At 51.0% G+C, this 259-nt stretch carries 1 protein-coding gene; it reads right to left on the bottom strand.

Annotation, left to right across the window (positions count from 1 at the left end; translation table 11 throughout):
- A partial coding sequence (locus AC6CHI_RS16160; RefSeq protein WP_498122510.1) for a hypothetical protein occupies nt 1-259 on the bottom strand: 259 nt, incomplete at both ends.

The raw sequence follows: 259 nt of genomic DNA on the forward strand, positions 1-259 counted from the left end.
CCATCCGACAGTTCATCGGCATTGACGTAACCATCGGCTGCTTCGGTAATCGTCAGAACTGGTGGTGTATCGGTTTCACCGTTGTCATCTGTATCACCAGGGACTGTGGCATCAACAGCAAAGTCCACTTCATTACTTGGGTCACTGCTGTTCCCCGCTGCATCACTGATTTGCGCCACAACACTGTAGTCACCATCTGCTGGAATTTGTGTATTCGGAATGGTGATGTCTACACTGCCTGCACTCAGATCTCCTGCCG

The organism is Acinetobacter sp. GQ146, from assembly GCF_059758585.1.